Source organism: Pseudomonas sp. JAI115, from assembly GCF_014200835.1.
Lineage (GTDB): Bacteria > Pseudomonadota > Gammaproteobacteria > Pseudomonadales > Pseudomonadaceae > Aquipseudomonas > Aquipseudomonas putida_A.
In genome coordinates this window covers 194356-209969 of record NZ_JACHCY010000006.1, presented here as the reverse complement: position 1 = coordinate 209969, position 15614 = coordinate 194356, and the positions used below count along the sequence as shown (strand labels likewise).

The following is a 15614-nucleotide window of genomic DNA, read 5'->3' as shown; positions in this document are numbered from 1 at the left end:
CCCACATGTCCGAACCACGCAAGATCCTCGTCACCAGCGCCCTGCCCTACGCCAACGGTTCGATCCACCTTGGCCACATGCTGGAATACATCCAGACCGATATGTGGGTGCGCTTCCAGAAGCATCGCGGCAATCAATGCATCTATGTCTGCGCCGACGACGCCCACGGTTCGGCGATCATGCTGCGCGCGGAAAAGGAAGGCATCACCCCGGAACAACTGATCGCCAACGTGCAGGCTGAACACAGCGCCGACTTTGCCGAGTTCCTGGTCGACTTTGACAACTTCCACTCCACTCACGCCGAAGAAAACCGTGAGCTGTCGAGCCAGATCTATCTGAAGCTGCGTGAAGCCGGGCACATTGCCCAGCGCTCGATCACCCAGTATTTCGATCCGGAAAAGAAAATGTTCCTGGCCGACCGCTTCATCAAGGGCACCTGCCCGAAATGCGGCACCGAAGACCAGTATGGCGACAACTGCGAAAAATGCGGTGCGACCTACGCGCCAACCGATCTGAAGGATCCGAAGTCGGCGATCTCCGGCGCCACGCCGGTGCTCAAGGATTCCCAGCATTTCTTCTTCAAACTGCCAGACTTCCAGCAGATGCTGCAGACCTGGACCCGCAGCGGCACCCTGCAGGACGCCGTGGCCAACAAGATCGCCGAGTGGCTGGACGCCGGCCTGCAACAGTGGGACATCTCCCGCGATGCGCCATACTTCGGTTTCGAGATTCCGGACGAGCCGGGCAAGTACTTCTACGTGTGGCTGGACGCGCCGATCGGCTACATGGCCAGCTTCAAGAACCTGTGCGACCGCACGCCGGAGCTGGACTTCGACGCGTTCTGGGGCAAGGACTCGACCGCCGAGCTATACCACTTCATCGGCAAGGACATCGTCAACTTCCACGCCCTGTTCTGGCCTGCCATGCTCGAAGGCGCCGGTTTCCGCAAGCCGACCGGGATCAACGTGCACGGCTACCTGACCGTCAACGGCCAGAAGATGTCCAAGTCCCGTGGCACGTTCATCAAGGCCCGTACCTACCTGGATCACCTGTCGCCGGAATACCTGCGCTACTACTACGCGGCCAAACTGGGCCGTGGCGTCGATGACCTCGATCTGAACCTCGAAGACTTCGTGCAGAAGGTCAACTCCGACCTGGTCGGCAAAGTGGTCAACATCGCCAGCCGCTGCGCCGGTTTCATCCACAAGGGCAACGGCGGCCTGCTGGTCGACAACAATGCCGCGCCAGAGCTGACCGAAGCCTTCCTCGCCGCAGCACCAGGCATTGCCGACGCCTATGAAGCCCGCGACTTTGCCCGCGCCATGCGTGAAACCATGGCCCTGGCCGACCGCGCCAACGCCTGGATCGCCGACAAGGCCCCATGGTCGTTGAACAAACAGGAAGGCAAGCAGGATGAAGTCCAGGCGATCTGCGCCACTGGCATCAACCTGTTCCGCCAGCTGGTGATCTTCCTCAAACCGGTGCTGCCACTGCTGGCCGCCGACGCCGAGGCATTCCTCAACGTCGCCCCGCTGACCTGGAACGACCACACCACGCTGCTGGCCAACCATCAGTTGAACGAATTCAAGCCGTTGATGACTCGCATCGACCCGGTAAAAGTGCAAGCCATGACCGACGCCTCGAAAGAAGACCTGACCGCCAGCCAGACCGACACCGGTGCCGCCGCGCCTGCGGGCAACGGCGAACTGGCCAAGGATCCGCTGTCGCCGGAAATCGACTTCGACACCTTTGCTGCCGTCGACCTGCGCGTGGCTTTGATCGTCAAGGCTGAACACGTGGAAGGTGCGGACAAGCTGCTGCGCCTGACGCTGGACATCGGTGACGAGCAGCGCAACGTGTTCTCCGGGATCAAGAGCGCTTACCCGGACCCGTCGAAACTCGACGGTCGCCTGACCATGATGATCGCCAACCTCAAGCCGCGGAAAATGAAGTTCGGCATCTCCGAAGGCATGGTGATGGCCGCCGGCCCTGGTGGTGAAGAAATCTACCTGCTGAGCCCGGACAGCGGCGCCAAGCCGGGTCAACGCATCAAGTAAGACCCAGCGCTGAAACGATCCCACAGGCATGTTCTGCAGGCCTGTGGGATTTTTCATATCTGGCCCACCCATCGCGGGTGCCGGATAATGCCTAACCTTAAGTGACACCCGCCCGTTGCTGCCGGCAGAACCATGACCGAACTTGCGCTTACGCTGATCAGTGCCGCCCTGCTCAACAACTTCGTGTTGCACTGGCCGCTGGGTGTCGATCCGCTGCTGGCCGGCAGTCGGCGCCAGGTGCATGCGCTGGGGTTGGCGACGGCGTGCCTGATGCTGAGCGTCGGCTTCATCGGGTACGTGCTCTGGCACTGGCTGCTGGTGCCGCTGCAATTGCAGGCACTGCAGCTGTTTGTGTTCTTGCCGCTCAGCGTGCTGCTGATCGCGCCGCTGCTGAAGCTGTTGGCTCGTGCGCTGCCAGACTGGCCGTTCGACGGACTGTGGCCGCTATTGCTGGGTAATGCCGGCGTACTGGGGCTGGCCTTGATCAACGCGCAAAATGATCGCGGCCTGCTGCAAGCAGCAGCGCTGAGCATCGGCGCCGGGCTGGGTTTCTGGCTGGTGCTGAGCCTGTTCAGCGACTTGCGTGAACGCACGGCGGACAACGACATTCCCCTGCCCTTTCGCGGCTTGCCGATCGACCTGATCGGCGCCGGACTGATCGCAGTGATTTTTCTCGGATTCAGTGGACTGATCAAAACATGAGTCTGATTCAACTCATCGATGCCCTCCTGCCGCAGACCCAATGCGGCAAATGCGGCCACCCCGGGTGCAAGCCGTATGCGCAAGGCATCGTCAATGGCGAACCGATCAACAAGTGCCCGCCCGGCGGTGACGAAACCGTCGCCGCCTTGGCTGAACTGTTGAACGTGCCGGTGCTGGAACTGGACGTCAGCCGTGGCTCGGCACCGCCACAAGTGGCGTACATCCGCGAGGCCGAGTGCATCGGCTGCACCAAGTGCATCCAGGCCTGCCCGATCGACGCCATCGTCGGCGCGGCGAAACTGATGCACACCGTACTGATCGACGAATGCACCGGTTGCGACCTGTGCGTGGCGCCGTGCCCGGTGGACTGCATCGAGATGCATCCACTGCCGCTCGGCACCTTGCCTGTGGTCGGTGGTCTGGCGTTGAGCCTTGAAGAGCAGCGCGCGCGCGCAGCCAAACGCGATCATGCGCGCCAGCGGTTTGAACGCCGCAACACCCGCCTGCAACGCGAGGAACAGCAGAAACAGGCTGAGCGCGAAGCCCGGGCGCAGCGTGCAGCGCAACCGGCGGTGGTTACTCTCGATCCGGTGCAGGCCGCTCTGGAACGGGTGCGCGCGCAGAAAGCCGCAACCGCCGACGCGGCATTGAAAAAAGCCAAGATCGATGTCGCCATGAGCCGCGCGCAATTGCACAAATCGCTGAAAGCCTTCGGCCATCCGCCGACCTTCGAACAGCAATCGCAACTGATCGTGTTGCAACAGCAGTTTGAAGCCGCCGAACAGGCGTTGGCGAAACTCGAAAGCAGCGCCGCCACCGCTCCAGCCGCTGCGGCCCCGGTTCCGGCGAAAGACGCCGACCTGAAACGGGCGAAAATCCAGCTGGCCATGCGGCGCGCCGAATTGAAAAAGGCCCAGACCGCCGAAGCGCCAGCCGAGCAAATTGCCACGCTGGAACAGGCACTGCGTGATGCCGAGCAAGCCCTTCACGCCGCCGAGACGGCGAGCGAGCAGCCTGCGCCTGACCTGGTGCGGGTGGAAAAGCGCCCGCTCGACAACCAGCTTCGCCAGTTGAAAACCGAACTGGCCTACGCCCGCGCCGACCTGAGCAAACTCGAACGCCGCGCCGACACGCCGAACAACATCCTCGACAAGGCCCGCGCCCGCCTGCAGGCCGCCGAGCGTCAGGTGCAAGATCATGTCGCCCCGTGAAGCACCGGATGATCGCCTGCAACAGGCGATGATGCGGGTGCTACTGGCCACGCTGCCGGGGCTGTTGGCGTTGTTCTGGTTTTACGGCTGGGGCGTGTTGATCAACCTGATCCTGGCGGCGAGCACCGCGCTGCTGATCGAGGCTGGCGTCGCCCGCCTGCGCCGACAACCACTGCAACCAACGTTCAGCGATGGCAGCGCACTGGTCAGCGCGACACTGCTGGCCGCCGCCCTGCCACCTTATTGCCCATGGTGGCTGACAGTTACGGCGGTGGCTTCGGGCCTGCTGTTCGGCAAACATTTATACGGTGGCATCGGCAAGAATCCGTTCAATCCGGCCATGCTCGGTTTCGCCCTGGCGATGCTGCTGTTCCCGCAGCCAATGACCCACTGGCCGGCGCATGGCATGAGTCTGCAGGCCGCTTTTGCACAGGTCCTGAATCTGGGCCAGGCTCCGGATGCCTGGGTTCAGGCCACCGCGCTGGACAGCCTGCGCATCAACAAAAGTCTGACCATGGATGAATTGTTCGCGGCCAATCCGGCATTCGGCCGTTTCGGTGGACGCGGCGTGGAGTGGATCAATCTGGCGTTTCTCGCCGGTGGACTGTTTTTATTGCAGCGCCGGGTGATTGCCTGGCAAGCGCCAGTTGGCATGCTGGCCAGCCTGTTTTTCGTCAGCCTGCTCTGCTGGAACGGTTCGGGTTCGGATTCCCACGGCTCGCCGCTGTTTCATCTGCTGAGCGGCGCGACCATGCTCGGTGCGTTTTTCATCATTACCGAACCAGTATCCGGCGCCAAAAGTTCGCTGGCCCGACTGCTGTTCGGCGTGGGTGTCGGCTTGCTGACCTACCTGATCCGCACCTGGGGCGGCTACCCGGACGGTGTCGCGTTTGCCGTGTTGCTGATGAATCTGTGTGTACCGGCTCTGGAACGTTTTGCCGCTGCCCGCCAGACGCAGGTGCAATCATGAGCCGCGCAGCTGCTTTCGTGGCGCTTGTGCTGCTGGCCGGTGCCGGTCTCGGCCTGACCTATGTCGTGCAGCGCGCCAGTGCGCCGCAGATTGCCAGCGAGCAACGCCTGCTCGACAGCCGCAAGTTGCTGGATCTACTCGCGACCGATGCCTACGACAATCAGCCGCTGGAGCAGCCGCTGGCGCTGACTGATACAACGTTGAGCCACAGCACGCTGCTGGCTGGTTACCGCGCAAGCAAATCCGGTCAGCCGGTGGCAGTGTTGTTGCGTACCCAGACCGAGGGCTATGCCGGCGCTATCGAACTGCTGATCGCCATCGATGCCAACGGCAGACTGCTGGGGGTAAAAACCCTGCGGCACAACGAAACGCCGGCGCTCGGCGGACTTATCGGCGACTGGCCGAACCACTGGCTGGCGACATTTACCGGCAAGTCGCGCAACTCACCTGACGACGCAGGCTGGGCGCTGAAAAAAGATCAGGGACAGTTCGATCAACTGGCCGGGGCAACCGTCACTTCCCGGGCCACCGTCAATGCCATTCATGACGCCCTGCGTTACTTTGATGAGCACCGCGCAACCTTGCTGGGGAGCGGATCATGATCCGGCCAACGAATCTGACAAACACGTTGATGCTGATGCTGCTGCTTGGCACCAGCGCGACATTGGCTGGCGCGCTGGGCATGCTGTTGATGTCGAGCGTTGTGGTGGTGGTTTACGGCGCATGCATCGGCCCGCTGCGCTCGCGGTTGTCTGGCAACAACCTGATGCTGGCCAGTCTGCTGCTGGCCGCCACCCTGACCAGTTGCGCCAATATCCTCGCGCAGCGCTGGGCGTTGCAGTGGCAACAGTCACTCGGGATCTATGCCGGGCTGATCGCCTTGCAATGCGTAGTGCTGGAATACAATGGATTCTTTCGTCAGGCATTTGGCCTGCGCCTGACGTTTTTTGGCCTGTCGAGCGGGCTGCTACTGGCGCTGGCGGTACTGCGCGAACTGTTCGGTCAGGGCCACATCGGCCGTGGCCTGTCGGAACTCTGGCAAGGCCTGATTCTGTTCAACGAAGGGCTGCACTTGCTCACCCTGGTTCCCGGCGCCTTCATCGTGCTCGGACTACTGCTCGCCGCCCGCCAGGCCTGGATCCGCTCGAACGCTCTCTCCAAGGAAACACATCACCCATGAATGCCGCCAAACGTCTGGAAATTTTCCGCAGACTTCATGAAGACAATCCCGAGCCGAAGACCGAGCTGGCCTATTCCTCACCGTTCGAGTTGTTGATCGCGGTCATTCTTTCGGCGCAGTCAACCGACGTCGGCGTCAACAAGGCTACGGCCAAACTGTTCCCGGTGGCCAATACCCCGGCGGCGATCCACGCGCTGGGCGTCGAAGGGCTGTCCGAATACATCAAGACCATCGGCCTCTATAACAGCAAAGCGAAAAACGTGATCGAGACCTGTCGCATGCTGGTCGAGTTGCACAATGGCGAAGTCCCGCAGACGCGTGAAGAACTGGAAGCGCTGCCCGGCGTCGGTCGCAAGACGGCCAACGTGGTCCTCAATACCGCTTTTCGCCAGTTGACCATGGCGGTCGACACGCACATTTTTCGCGTGAGCAACCGCACCGGCATTGCCCCGGGTAAAAATGTGGTTGAAGTGGAAAAGAAGCTGATGAAGTTTGTGCCAAAAGACTACCTGCTAGACTCCCACCACTGGCTGATTCTGCACGGTCGCTATGTGTGCCTGGCGCGCAAGCCACGCTGTGGCAGCTGCCGCATCGAAGATTTGTGTGAGTACAAACACAAAACCTCGGACGATTGATTGGCTATTGGAATAATTGATTCTTCGATTGAAAAAATCTTTTTTACCCGCAGCAGGAATATCGATATAAGGGGCGCCAAAGGCAGTCTTAGCCTGGAGTTCACCTTATGACTGACAGCAAAGAACAACTGGACGTAGATGAAGATTTTACCGTTGTGGATACCGACGACGCCGAACCGGTGGTCGAGGTCGCCAAGACCAATCTGAGTAAACGTCGCACCATCGATAACCTGCTTGAGGAGCGCCGACTGCAAAAGCAATTGGCCGATTACGATTTTGATCTGTGACACTTGAAAGCCTCCCGAACCGGAGGCTTTTTACTTTCTGCTGAATCCGACACTGAGCGGCCCATGCCCCGTCGGTATTCCTGATCATCAGACCAGTCCGTTGCGTTGTGCCAATTCAATCAGATCCACCAGCGAGCGGGCATTGAGCTTCAATAACAGACGGGTCTTGTAAGTGCTGACCGTCTTGTTGCTGAGAAACATGCCGTCGGCGATTTCCTTGTTGGTCTTGCCACGCGCCAATTGCTGCAACACCATCATTTCCCGCCCGGAGAGGCGATCCACCATATCGGCCTCACTGGCATTACCAAGACTGGTACGCACGGTGTGCAGGGCCTGGTTTGGAAAATAGCTGTAGCCGGACAGTACCGCTTTGATCGCACTGAGCAACTCAGTCAAATCCTGTTGCTTACATACATACCCCGCAGCACCTGACTGCATGCAGCGCATTGAAAAATGACCCGGTGCCTGGGAGGTCAACACCAGTACTTTCAACGGCATGGGTGTCGAGTTCAGACGCGCAATAACTTCAAGACCATCGAGTTTCGGTATTCCAATATCCAGAATAACGATATCCGGCATCTGTTCACGCGCAAGTTGCAAAGCATCCACACCATTATCCGTTTCTGCAATGACTTCGTAGCCATGACGCTCCATCAGCATACGCACAGCAAGACGAATGACGGGATGATCATCCACGATCAGCACTTTATTCATGGGCAAGTCCAGTTTCGCTGTTCGAATTTTTAGAGCACGCACAATAGCCCAGTCACTTCTGACATGGCACAAGAGAGTTTCATTGCAATCCCAGCAAAAGACATTCCCTACAGCAAATAAAGATTATTCCTACAAAAAAATCCATACAGGCGATTTTCAAATGGGACGACGCATCTCCTGGCCTTCACATCGACGCGAAAAACATGACGTCCTGAACACCACGCGAACTGTTCTTTCGAGGCAGACGGCTCAGCGAGCGGCTGAAAAAACGCGATAATCCATTGACTGCACATCGCTACGCAGCGCCAGCCCCGGCAGCTTATAAGTTTAAATAAACAACGTGAAAACAATCAAAAACCCTTTGATAGATCAACATCTGAAACAAGATACTTCTATCCAAACGTTATCATTTAATATAAAAATTATCTCGACCAGCAAGTTGCAACACCCCATACAAAACAACTCAACATACGTATTGGAAACACACAATTAATGAGCACCTTCCATGATAAAAATCAGAAGAAAAATTACCAATCCCATGACTGTAATTGCGATATTTGCATTTATTTCCGAATCGTCGGCTGCCATTTCCTTACCCTTTCTTGATAACGCCGAAAGAGAAGTCTACATCTGGTTCCTGATCAGCTTTCCGTTTTACTTGCTATTGCTATTCTTTTTAACGCTGAACTTCAACTACCGTTCGCTCTATGCGCCCTCGGACTTCGATAAGGACGACAGTTTTCTAAAAAGTTTCGAGGAGTTGAAACAGCCCGAGCTCCACTCCTGTTCGCCTCCAGCAAGAGCGTCTGTGGTAGGCGAAGTATCAGCTGCCAACGGATTGGAGTGGACGTTGTCTGTACATAGCGTTGACCTCAGACAACTCCCTCCTTGCAGCGCTGGCGAATCCTGCCCGGAGCGACCGTGGATTGAGCACAACATTCAGCTGCCTAAATCCATCGGCACATTGTGCGCCATAGACGTACGTCGGTTGAGTAGCGCACAGGCGTTCAATGCGCTGGCAGAACACTTTCCGCATCTTGGCAAACACTCAGCCAAGGCAGTGGTATTTTTGACCGACTCTGCGTGCGACGTTTTGCTCAAGCAAATTATCCCGACCCTTATCAAACAGTCGAAAAAAAGCGGAGGCGCCAAACTTCTCGTTGCTTACAACGTAAGCACACAAAGCACCACGGTTTTGAGAGGAGCATGAGCGTAGAGTAGATGCCTGAAGTGGACATTCAAGAAAATGCTGGAGTTGGCGGCAATGACCAAAGCTCTGGATTAACGTCAGACAAACACAGAAAAGAAAATGGCGGCATTGTCATTGAGACAAGCCGCCATTTTTACAGCCCTGCAAGGCTTAGAACAGCTTGCGGCCCTTGTTGGCAGCAATGCGCATGCGCAGTGCGTTGAGCTTGATGAAGCCCGCCGCGTCGGCCTGGTTGTAAGCGCCGCCGTCTTCTTCGAAGGTCGCGATGTTGGCGTCGAACAGCGAGTCGTCGGACTTGCGGCCGGTAACGATCACGTTGCCTTTGTACAGTTTCAGGCGAACCACACCGTTCACGTTGACCTGCGAAGCATCGATCATCTGTTGCAGCATCAGACGCTCCGGGCTCCACCAATAACCGGTATAGATCAGGCTGGCGTATTTCGGCATCAGCTCGTCTTTGAGGTGAGCGACTTCGCGGTCCAGGGTGATCGATTCAATGGCGCGGTGCGCGCGCAGCATGATGGTACCGCCCGGGGTTTCGTAGCAGCCACGGGACTTCATGCCCACGTAACGGTTTTCAACGATGTCCAGACGACCGATACCGTGAGCGCCACCGATCTTGTTCAGCGTTGCCAGTACGGTGGCCGGAGTCATTTCGACGCCGTCCAGCGCGACGATATCGCCGTTGCGGTAGGTCAGTTCCAGGTATTGCGGGGTGTCAGGAGCCTTCTCCGGGGAGACGGTCCAGCGCCACATGTCTTCTTCGTGCTCGGTCCAGGTGTCTTCCAGCACGCCGCCTTCATAGGAGATGTGCAGCAGGTTGGCGTCCATCGAGTACGGGGACTTCTTCTTGCCGTGACGCTCGATCGGGATCGCGTGCTTCTCGGCGTAGTCCATCAGCTTCTCGCGCGACAGCAGGTCCCACTCACGCCATGGCGCGATCACTTTGACGCCAGGCTTGAGTGCGTAGGCACCCAGTTCGAAACGCACCTGGTCGTTGCCCTTGCCGGTGGCGCCATGGGAAATGGCGTCGGCGCCGGTTTCGTTGGCGATTTCGATCAGGCGTTTGGCGATCAGCGGACGTGCGATGGAAGTACCCAGCAGGTACTCGCCCTCGTAAACGGTGTTGGCGCGGAACATCGGGAACACGAAGTCACGCACGAATTCTTCGCGCAGGTCGTCGATGTAGATTTCTTTGACGCCCATGGCCTGAGCCTTGGCGCGAGCCGGCTCGACCTCTTCGCCCTGACCCAGGTCAGCGGTGAAGGTCACCACTTCACAGTTATAAGTATCCTGCAGCCACTTGAGGATCACCGAAGTGTCCAGGCCGCCGGAATACGCCAGAACGACCTTGTTTACGTCCGCCATGCCATCACTCCACGGGGTTCTACGGAAAGCCGAGGAGTCTACCGCTCAAATGCAATAATTTACAGAGGCGCGACAGCTTAAGACGACAAAGCGACAGAATCTGTCGACAGCGCGACGATGACCAGCGGGTCAGGAAGTCGCCGCGGCGTTGGCAGGCGTACTGGCTTGCGGTGCTGGCGCGGTAGTCGGCGCCACTCGCGCGAGCTTCACGCTGACCCGACGATTCTTCGCCCGGTTGGCCGCATTGTTGTTCGGCACCAGCGGGTATTGCTCGCCGTGGAAACGCACGGTGATCTGCGATTCGGCGATGCCGTTGGCCTTGAAAAAGTCGACCACCGCCAGCGCGCGACGACGCGACAGCTCACGGTTGGTCAGACGGTTGCCGCTGTTGTCGGAATAGCCATCCAGTTCGATGTGATTGACCGTCGGATCGGCCTTCATGAACTCGAGCATCACCTGCAGCTTGGCTTTGGCGGCGGCATCCAGATCTGTGCCTTCGCCGGGGAAGCCGATCTGCGATTGCTTCACCTGATCGAAATTCTGCGGCAGCAACTTCGTCACACACGTCTGGTAATCATTGAACGCTTTGCTGAACTTTACCGGCAGCAGACGCACTTCTGAAACCCGGCCATCGCCGGACGCACGGCGCACCACCGGACTGCGGCCGTCCAGCAAGCCACTGATCAGCCCCCCGGCCTGTGATTGCGAACTGTTGAACAGCACATTGCCGGTACCGATCCTGACGCTGCCCAGATTGATGTCGTTGCGCCCCGGCTGCCATAGCGCCGCCGCGGCAAGCAACGTCGCCGAACCGCCGCCGAGCATGGCGTTGTAGGCATTCAGGCGGAATATCGCTTGTTCGCCGGCCTTACGCACGAACTGGCCCGAACCGAAATCAGTGATCGGCTGGGTCAGGCGGCACTCGAACTTGTCGCCCTCGACTGTCCACTCAATGTTCTCCAGACGCGTCTGGTAGGTCAGCGCCATCGCGGGGAGGCTGGCAAACACACTGAGCAAGGCTAAATATCGCTGGCGCACGGGAGGCTCCATTGGCTTCTGTCACACAAAGACCGATTCACACTATGTTTACGGCATACCTACGGGATATCGGAAGGTTCCTGCAAAACTTGATAGCGGGTGCCTGCAAGAGTCTTTTCCGGTAGCATTCCCCTCAGTTTGACCCGCCTGGAATCCCCTCATGTCCGACCGCCTGACCCTGCTGCGTCCCGACGACTGGCACATTCATCTTCGCGATGGTGCCGTGTTGACCAATACCGTTGCCGATGTTGCGCGCACCTTTGGCCGCGCCATCATCATGCCCAACCTGGTACCACCGGTGCGCAACGCCGCTGAAGCCGACGGCTATCGCCAGCGGATTCTCGCTGCCCGCCCGGCCGGCAGTCGCTTCGAACCGCTGATGGTGCTGTACCTCACCGACCGCACCCAGCCTGAAGAAATTCGTGAGGCCAAGGCCAGCGGTTTCGTGCACGCCGCCAAACTGTACCCGGCCGGCGCCACCACCAACTCCGATTCCGGCGTGACCAGCATCGACAAGATCTTCCCGGCGCTGGAAGCCATGGCCGAAGTCGGCATGCCGCTGCTGATCCACGGCGAGGTCACCCGTGGCGATGTCGACGTCTTCGACCGCGAAAAGATCTTCATCGATGAGCACATGCGCCGTGTGGTCGAGCGTTTCCCGACGCTCAAAGTGGTGTTCGAACACATCACCACCGGCGACGCGGTGCAGTTCGTCAACGAGGCTTCGGCCAACGTCGGCGCCACCATCACCGCGCATCACCTGCTGTACAACCGCAACCACATGCTGGTGGGCGGGATTCGGCCGCACTTCTATTGCCTGCCGATCCTCAAACGTAATACCCATCAGGAAGCCCTGCTCGACGCCGCCACCAGCGGCAGCGCGAAGTTCTTCCTCGGTACCGACTCGGCGCCGCACGCCCAGCACGCCAAGGAAGCCGCCTGCGGCTGCGCCGGCTGCTACACCGCGTACGCCGCCATCGAGCTGTATGCCGAAGCGTTCGAACAGCGCAACGCGCTGGACAAGCTCGAAGCGTTCGCCAGCCTCAACGGCCCACGCTTCTACGGCCTGCCGACCAACACCGATCGCATCACCCTGGTTCGCGAAGAATGGACCGCCCCGACCAGCCTGCCATTTGGCGAGCTGAACGTTATCCCGCTGCGCGCCGGTGAAAAACTGCGCTGGCGCCTGCTGGAGGAACACGCGTGAGTGAAGACCATTTCGACGACGAACTGGACGGTCAAGGTGGCGGCGGCGGTTCCCGTCACCCAATGGCAGCGCGTTTTCGCGGTTACCTGCCGGTTGTCGTCGACGTAGAGACCGGTGGCTTCAATTCGGCCACCGACGCTCTGCTTGAGATTGCCGCGACCACCATCGCCATGGACGAAAAGGGTTTCGTTTACCCAGACCACACCTACTTCTTCCGCGTCGAACCGTTCGAAGGTGCCAACATCGAAGCGGCAGCGCTGGAATTCACCGGGATCAAGCTCGATCACCCGCTGCGCATGGCGGTCAGCGAAGAAACTGCGCTGACCGACATCTTCCGTGGCATCCGCAAAGCGCTGAAGGCCAACGGCTGCAAGCGCGCGATTCTGGTCGGCCACAACAGCAGCTTCGACCTCGGCTTCCTGAATGCTGCGGTTGCGCGTCTGGACATGAAGCGCAACCCGTTCCACCCGTTCTCCAGCTTCGATACCGCGACGCTGGCCGGTCTGGCTTACGGTCAAACCGTGCTGGCCAAGGCCTGTCAGGCAGCGGACATCGACTTCGACGGCCGTGAAGCGCATTCGGCGCGTTACGACACCGAGAAGACCGCCGAGCTGTTCTGCGGCATCGTCAACCGCTGGAAACAGATGGGCGGCTGGGAAGACTTCGACGACTGATCCTCGTCGGGTATTTCCCGCGCATAAAAAAACCGGCCACATGGGCCGGTTTTTTTGTACCGCGACGTTGCGCCTTACAGGGCAGCAGCGTTCTCGGTCAGGTAAGCCGCAACGCCTTCTGGCGAAGCGTTCATGCCTTTGTCGCCTTTTTTCCAGTTGGCAGGACAGACTTCGCCGTGCTCTTCGTGGAATTGCAGCGCGTCGACCAGACGGATCAGCTCTTCCATGTTACGGCCCAGCGGCAGGTCGTTGATGATCTGCGAGCGGACAACGCCCTTGTCGTCGATCAGGAACGCGCCACGGAAAGCCACGCCGCCTTCGGACTCAACGTCGTAGGCCTTGGCGATTTCGTGCTTCATGTCGGCAGCCATGGTGTATTTCACCTGGCCGATGCCGCCATTGTTGACCGGAGTGTTGCGCCAGGCGTTGTGGGTGAAGTGCGAGTCGATCGACACGGCAACCACTTCCACGTTGCGCGCCTTGAAGTCGGCCATGCGGTTGTCCAGAGCGATCAGCTCGGACGGGCAGACGAAGGTGAAGTCCAGTGGGTAGAAGAACACCAGGCCGTATTTGCCTTTGATGGCCGAGGACAGGGTGAAGCTGTCAACGATCTCGCCATTGCCGAGTACGGCCGGGACGGTGAAGTCTGGGGCTTGTTTGCCTACGAGTACGCTCATGGATATCTCCTGGTGAATAACTTGAAGTTCAGGGCCCGGGCCAGCCTGCCACCTTGAGGCGACAGCCCTGTGACACGAACCCTCTTCGCAAGGGCCGACCATCATACACTGCGTTTTTCGCCTGTCCTTAACGGTTTTTTGCCCAAGGCGGATAACGGACCAGCATTTTCGGGGCCAGGCAATTCGCCATTAATCACCGTTCGTCAGTGACCGGCCTTTCGATCGAAAACCATTCAGAAAGCACTTTGACAATCATTCTCGTTAACATTAAGATCCATCGCAATTGAGTCACAACCAGCGACGGTTCTCACTTATGTATGTTTGTCTCTGCACTGGCGTCACCGACGGACAAATCCGCGAAGCGATCTATGAAGGTTGCTGCAGCTACAAAGAAGTCCGCCAGGCCACCGGCGTCGCCAGCCAATGCGGCAAATGTGCGTGCCTTGCCAAGGAAGTGGTTCGCGAAACCCTGACCAAGCTGCAAACCGCTCAGGCTGCGATCCCCTACCCTGTAGAATTTACGGCGGCATAATTACCCCCTATTTCAAAAAACCGGACATATGTCCGGTTTTTTTATGCCCGCAAATCAAGCGCTTAGGCGCTAGACGCGGAACACAAACATTCTTATTCAGATTTAATTTCATTTATTATTCAATAACTTAGGTTTGACACTTATAAGTACCAAGCTCAAACTCCGCCTTATATACAGCTAATACAGGGCAGGACTCCCATCATGAAAGGCGACATTACAGTCATCCAGCATCTCAACAAGATCCTTGCCAATGAACTGGTCGCGATCAATCAGTACTTCCTGCATGCACGCATGTATGAAGATTGGGGCCTGAACAAGCTGGGCAAGCACGAGTACCACGAATCCATCGACGAGATGAAACACGCGGACAAGCTGATCAAGCGCATTCTGTTCCTCGAAGGCCTGCCGAACGTGCAGGATCTGGGCAAGCTGCACATCGGCGAGCACACCCAGGAGATGCTGGAATGTGACCTGCGTATCGAGAAGACCGGCCACGCCGATCTGAAAGCCGCCATCGCCCATTGCGAATCGGTTGGCGACTTTGGCAGCCGTGAACTGCTCGAAGACATTCTCGAATCCGAAGAAGAGCATATCGACTGGCTGGAAACCCAACTGGGCCTGATCGATAAAGTCGGTCTTGAGAACTATCTGCAATCGCAGATGGGCGAAGAGTAAATAAGCGCCCGCTGAATTCGCGACACTAAAAAGCCCCGCCCTCTTTCGAGGTGCGGGGCTTTTTATTGGCAAATCCCGAATCAGATGCAGATCCCTGTGGGAGCGAGCTTGCTCGCTCCCACAAAAACCGGATCAGGCTTCGGACTTGGTCGCAGCAGCCTTGGCCGATGCTTCCTTGACCAGAGTCTGCAGCTCACCGTTGGCGAACATTTCAGCCATGATGTCGCTACCGCCGACCAGCTCACCGCCGACCCACAGTTGCGGGAAAGTCGGCCAGTTGGCGTACTTTGGCAGATTGGCGCGGATTTCCGGGTTCTGCAGGATGTCGACGTAGGCGAACTTCTCGCCACAGCCCATTACAGCCTGCGCAGCTTTCGCGGAGAAGCCACACTGCGGGGCATTCGGCGAGCCTTTCATGTAAAGCAGAATGGTGTTGTTGGCAATCTGCTCTTTAATCGTTTCGATGATATCCATGGA

At 58.4% G+C, this 15614-nt stretch carries 18 protein-coding genes; 13 read left to right on the top strand and 5 right to left on the bottom strand.

Going from position 1 to position 15614, the window contains the following annotated elements; all coding sequences use genetic code 11:
* Positions 1-5: 5 nt before the first annotated feature.
* The 8 genes from metG to HDC30_RS16370 all read left to right on the top strand — a co-directional run bounded on the left by metG (position 6) and on the right by HDC30_RS16370 (position 7042).
* Positions 6-2057, top strand: coding sequence for a methionine--tRNA ligase (gene metG / locus HDC30_RS16405; protein ID WP_183784012.1), 2052 nt, complete (start codon positions 6-8; stop codon positions 2055-2057).
* 132 nt (positions 2058-2189) lie between these two features.
* Positions 2190-2759 (top strand): Rnf-Nqr domain containing protein, encoded by a 570-nt coding sequence (locus HDC30_RS16400; protein ID WP_097086036.1) that lies wholly within the window; start codon positions 2190-2192, stop codon positions 2757-2759.
* Entirely contained in the window at positions 2756-3970 is a 1215-nt protein-coding gene (gene rsxB / locus HDC30_RS16395) for an electron transport complex subunit RsxB (RefSeq protein WP_183784010.1), read from the top strand. The genes HDC30_RS16400 and rsxB overlap by 4 nt, the downstream gene beginning before the upstream one ends.
* Complete coding sequence (locus HDC30_RS16390; RefSeq protein WP_183784007.1) at positions 3957-4940, top strand: RnfABCDGE type electron transport complex subunit D; 984 nt, start codon at positions 3957-3959, stop codon at positions 4938-4940. The genes rsxB and HDC30_RS16390 overlap by 14 nt, the downstream gene beginning before the upstream one ends.
* A complete protein-coding gene (locus tag HDC30_RS16385) occupies positions 4937-5542 on the top strand; it encodes an RnfABCDGE type electron transport complex subunit G (protein ID WP_150368554.1) in 606 nt (201 codons plus the stop codon). The genes HDC30_RS16390 and HDC30_RS16385 overlap by 4 nt, the downstream gene beginning before the upstream one ends.
* Positions 5539-6120 (top strand): Rnf-Nqr domain containing protein, encoded by a 582-nt coding sequence (locus HDC30_RS16380; protein WP_183784005.1) that lies wholly within the window; start codon positions 5539-5541, stop codon positions 6118-6120. Before HDC30_RS16385 ends, HDC30_RS16380 begins: the two co-directional genes overlap by 4 nt.
* Positions 6117-6755 (top strand): endonuclease III, encoded by a 639-nt coding sequence (nth, locus tag HDC30_RS16375; protein WP_003227707.1) that lies wholly within the window; start codon positions 6117-6119, stop codon positions 6753-6755. The genes HDC30_RS16380 and nth overlap by 4 nt, the downstream gene beginning before the upstream one ends.
* 107 nt (positions 6756-6862) lie before the next feature.
* Positions 6863-7042: a PA3496 family putative envelope integrity protein gene (locus HDC30_RS16370; protein WP_027612063.1), complete on the top strand. Its 180-nt coding sequence runs from the start codon at positions 6863-6865 to the stop codon at positions 7040-7042.
* An 87-nt stretch (positions 7043-7129) separates the two neighbouring features.
* Here HDC30_RS16370 and HDC30_RS16365 read toward each other — a convergent pair whose 3' ends face one another.
* Positions 7130-7756 carry a response regulator transcription factor gene (locus HDC30_RS16365; protein WP_003227711.1) on the bottom strand — a complete coding sequence of 209 codons (627 nt, stop codon included), beginning with the start codon at positions 7754-7756 and terminating at the stop codon, positions 7130-7132.
* 505 nt (positions 7757-8261) lie between these two features.
* Between HDC30_RS16365 and HDC30_RS16360 the strand changes: the two genes are divergently transcribed.
* Complete coding sequence (locus tag HDC30_RS16360) at positions 8262-8966, top strand: hypothetical protein (protein ID WP_183784003.1); 705 nt, start codon at positions 8262-8264, stop codon at positions 8964-8966.
* A gap of 150 nt (positions 8967-9116) precedes the next feature.
* Here HDC30_RS16360 and HDC30_RS16355 read toward each other — a convergent pair whose 3' ends face one another.
* Complete coding sequence (locus HDC30_RS16355; protein ID WP_027612065.1) at positions 9117-10334, bottom strand: argininosuccinate synthase; 1218 nt, start codon at positions 10332-10334, stop codon at positions 9117-9119.
* A 129-nt stretch (positions 10335-10463) separates the two neighbouring features.
* Positions 10464-11372: an OmpA family protein gene (locus tag HDC30_RS16350; protein ID WP_183784001.1), complete on the bottom strand. Its 909-nt coding sequence runs from the start codon at positions 11370-11372 to the stop codon at positions 10464-10466.
* A gap of 160 nt (positions 11373-11532) precedes the next feature.
* Between HDC30_RS16350 and pyrC the strand changes: the two genes are divergently transcribed.
* Entirely contained in the window at positions 11533-12579 is a 1047-nt protein-coding gene (gene pyrC, locus HDC30_RS16345) for a dihydroorotase (RefSeq protein ID WP_095136952.1), read from the top strand.
* Positions 12576-13253: a ribonuclease T gene (gene rnt / locus HDC30_RS16340; RefSeq protein WP_007963973.1), complete on the top strand. Its 678-nt coding sequence runs from the start codon at positions 12576-12578 to the stop codon at positions 13251-13253. The genes pyrC and rnt overlap by 4 nt, the downstream gene beginning before the upstream one ends.
* Before the next feature lie 74 nt (positions 13254-13327).
* On the opposite strand, the gene HDC30_RS16335 is transcribed toward rnt, so the two are convergent.
* Entirely contained in the window at positions 13328-13930 is a 603-nt protein-coding gene (locus tag HDC30_RS16335) for a peroxiredoxin (RefSeq protein ID WP_007963972.1), read from the bottom strand.
* A 313-nt stretch (positions 13931-14243) separates the two neighbouring features.
* Between HDC30_RS16335 and HDC30_RS16330 the strand changes: the two genes are divergently transcribed.
* The gene (locus tag HDC30_RS16330) at positions 14244-14462 is read left to right on the top strand and encodes a bacterioferritin-associated ferredoxin (RefSeq protein WP_003227725.1); all 219 of its coding nucleotides are present in this window, start codon (positions 14244-14246) and stop codon (positions 14460-14462) included.
* Positions 14463-14663: 201 nt separating this feature from the next.
* On the top strand, positions 14664-15137 hold the full coding sequence (bfr, locus tag HDC30_RS16325; protein WP_003227727.1) for a bacterioferritin: 474 nt from the start codon (positions 14664-14666) through the stop codon (positions 15135-15137).
* Positions 15138-15269: 132 nt separating this feature from the next.
* Here the strand turns inward: bfr and grxD are convergent, their stop codons facing one another.
* Positions 15270-15611: a Grx4 family monothiol glutaredoxin gene (gene grxD / locus HDC30_RS16320; RefSeq protein ID WP_183783999.1), complete on the bottom strand. Its 342-nt coding sequence runs from the start codon at positions 15609-15611 to the stop codon at positions 15270-15272.
* Between the last annotated feature and the right edge of the window lie 3 nt (positions 15612-15614).

What these genes read in the sequence shown, in the direction of transcription:
- metG (WP_183784012.1), top strand. Translation starts at nt 6, where the DNA reads ATGTCCGAACCACGCAAGATCCTCGTCACCAGCGCCCTGCCCTACGCC.
- HDC30_RS16400 (WP_097086036.1), top strand. Translation starts at nt 2,190, where the DNA reads ATGACCGAACTTGCGCTTACGCTGATCAGTGCCGCCCTGCTCAACAAC.
- rsxB (WP_183784010.1), top strand. Translation starts at nt 2,756, where the DNA reads ATGAGTCTGATTCAACTCATCGATGCCCTCCTGCCGCAGACCCAATGC.
- HDC30_RS16390 (WP_183784007.1), top strand. Translation starts at nt 3,957, where the DNA reads ATGTCGCCCCGTGAAGCACCGGATGATCGCCTGCAACAGGCGATGATG.
- HDC30_RS16385 (WP_150368554.1), top strand. Translation starts at nt 4,937, where the DNA reads ATGAGCCGCGCAGCTGCTTTCGTGGCGCTTGTGCTGCTGGCCGGTGCC.
- HDC30_RS16380 (WP_183784005.1), top strand. Translation starts at nt 5,539, where the DNA reads ATGATCCGGCCAACGAATCTGACAAACACGTTGATGCTGATGCTGCTG.
- nth (WP_003227707.1), top strand. Translation starts at nt 6,117, where the DNA reads ATGAATGCCGCCAAACGTCTGGAAATTTTCCGCAGACTTCATGAAGAC.
- HDC30_RS16370 (WP_027612063.1), top strand. Translation starts at nt 6,863, where the DNA reads ATGACTGACAGCAAAGAACAACTGGACGTAGATGAAGATTTTACCGTT.
- HDC30_RS16365 (WP_003227711.1), bottom strand. Translation starts at nt 7,756, where the DNA reads ATGAATAAAGTGCTGATCGTGGATGATCATCCCGTCATTCGTCTTGCT.
- HDC30_RS16360 (WP_183784003.1), top strand. Translation starts at nt 8,262, where the DNA reads ATGATAAAAATCAGAAGAAAAATTACCAATCCCATGACTGTAATTGCG.
- HDC30_RS16355 (WP_027612065.1), bottom strand. Translation starts at nt 10,334, where the DNA reads ATGGCGGACGTAAACAAGGTCGTTCTGGCGTATTCCGGCGGCCTGGAC.
- pyrC (WP_095136952.1), top strand. Translation starts at nt 11,533, where the DNA reads ATGTCCGACCGCCTGACCCTGCTGCGTCCCGACGACTGGCACATTCAT.
- HDC30_RS16335 (WP_007963972.1), bottom strand. Translation starts at nt 13,930, where the DNA reads ATGAGCGTACTCGTAGGCAAACAAGCCCCAGACTTCACCGTCCCGGCC.
- HDC30_RS16330 (WP_003227725.1), top strand. Translation starts at nt 14,244, where the DNA reads ATGTATGTTTGTCTCTGCACTGGCGTCACCGACGGACAAATCCGCGAA.
- bfr (WP_003227727.1), top strand. Translation starts at nt 14,664, where the DNA reads ATGAAAGGCGACATTACAGTCATCCAGCATCTCAACAAGATCCTTGCC.
- grxD (WP_183783999.1), bottom strand. Translation starts at nt 15,611, where the DNA reads ATGGATATCATCGAAACGATTAAAGAGCAGATTGCCAACAACACCATT.